The 689-nt window shown below is 77.9% G+C and carries 1 pseudogene; it reads left to right on the forward strand.

What is annotated here, in order from left to right:
- Positions 1 to 188 precede the first annotated feature (188 nt).
- Positions 189 to 689 (forward strand): annotated as a pseudogene (locus GTQ99_RS23770) (AAA family ATPase); the annotation flags it as partial.

The following is a 689-nucleotide window of genomic DNA, read 5'->3' on the forward strand; positions in this document are numbered from 1 at the left end:
CCTCCTGCCTGCTGCTGGCCGCACCCGCCGAGCACGGCCACCGCCAGCGCGGCCGCCGCCAGCGGCAGCACCCCGCGGCGGTGCCGCCTCCTCGTGCGCGTCCCCGGATCGATCACACGGGTACGACGCGGTGCCCGCGCGGGCGGTTCCGGTGCGGCAGGATGGACGGCCGAACCGCTGGAGGAACCGTGTCCACCCCTGTCCCCGAGGACCCCGAGCACGCCCAGGACCCAGAGCACGCCCAGGACCCCGACGCCGTCCTCGCCGCCGAGCAGCGCCACCTCGACCTCGCCCGGGCGGAACTGGCCCGGATGCGCGAGCACACCCTGTCCCTGGTCGCCGACGGCGGTGACGCGATCGCGGGCGAGGCGCTGGCGCTGGCGCTGCACCGGCGGGCCCTCAGCCTCGTCGACGACCCGTCGACGGCGCTGTTCTTCGGCCGCACCGACCACGACTCCGGGGAGCGGCTGCACATCGGCCGCCGCCACGTCACCGACGCCGCCGGCGACCCGCTCGTCGTCGACTGGCGCGCCGACGTCTCCCGCGGCTTCTACCGCGCCAGCCGCGAGCAGCGGGCGGGGGTGCGGCTGCGCCGCCGCTTCGGCGTCGAGGAGGGCCGGCTGACCGCCTTCGAGGACGAGCACCTCGCCGCTCCCGTTCCCGCCGGCGGGGCCGGGGAGGGCGGGGAG

The sequence above is a fragment of the Kineococcus vitellinus genome, assembly GCF_009906315.1.
In the GTDB taxonomy this organism is placed as follows: domain Bacteria; phylum Actinomycetota; class Actinomycetes; order Actinomycetales; family Kineococcaceae; genus Kineococcus; species Kineococcus vitellinus.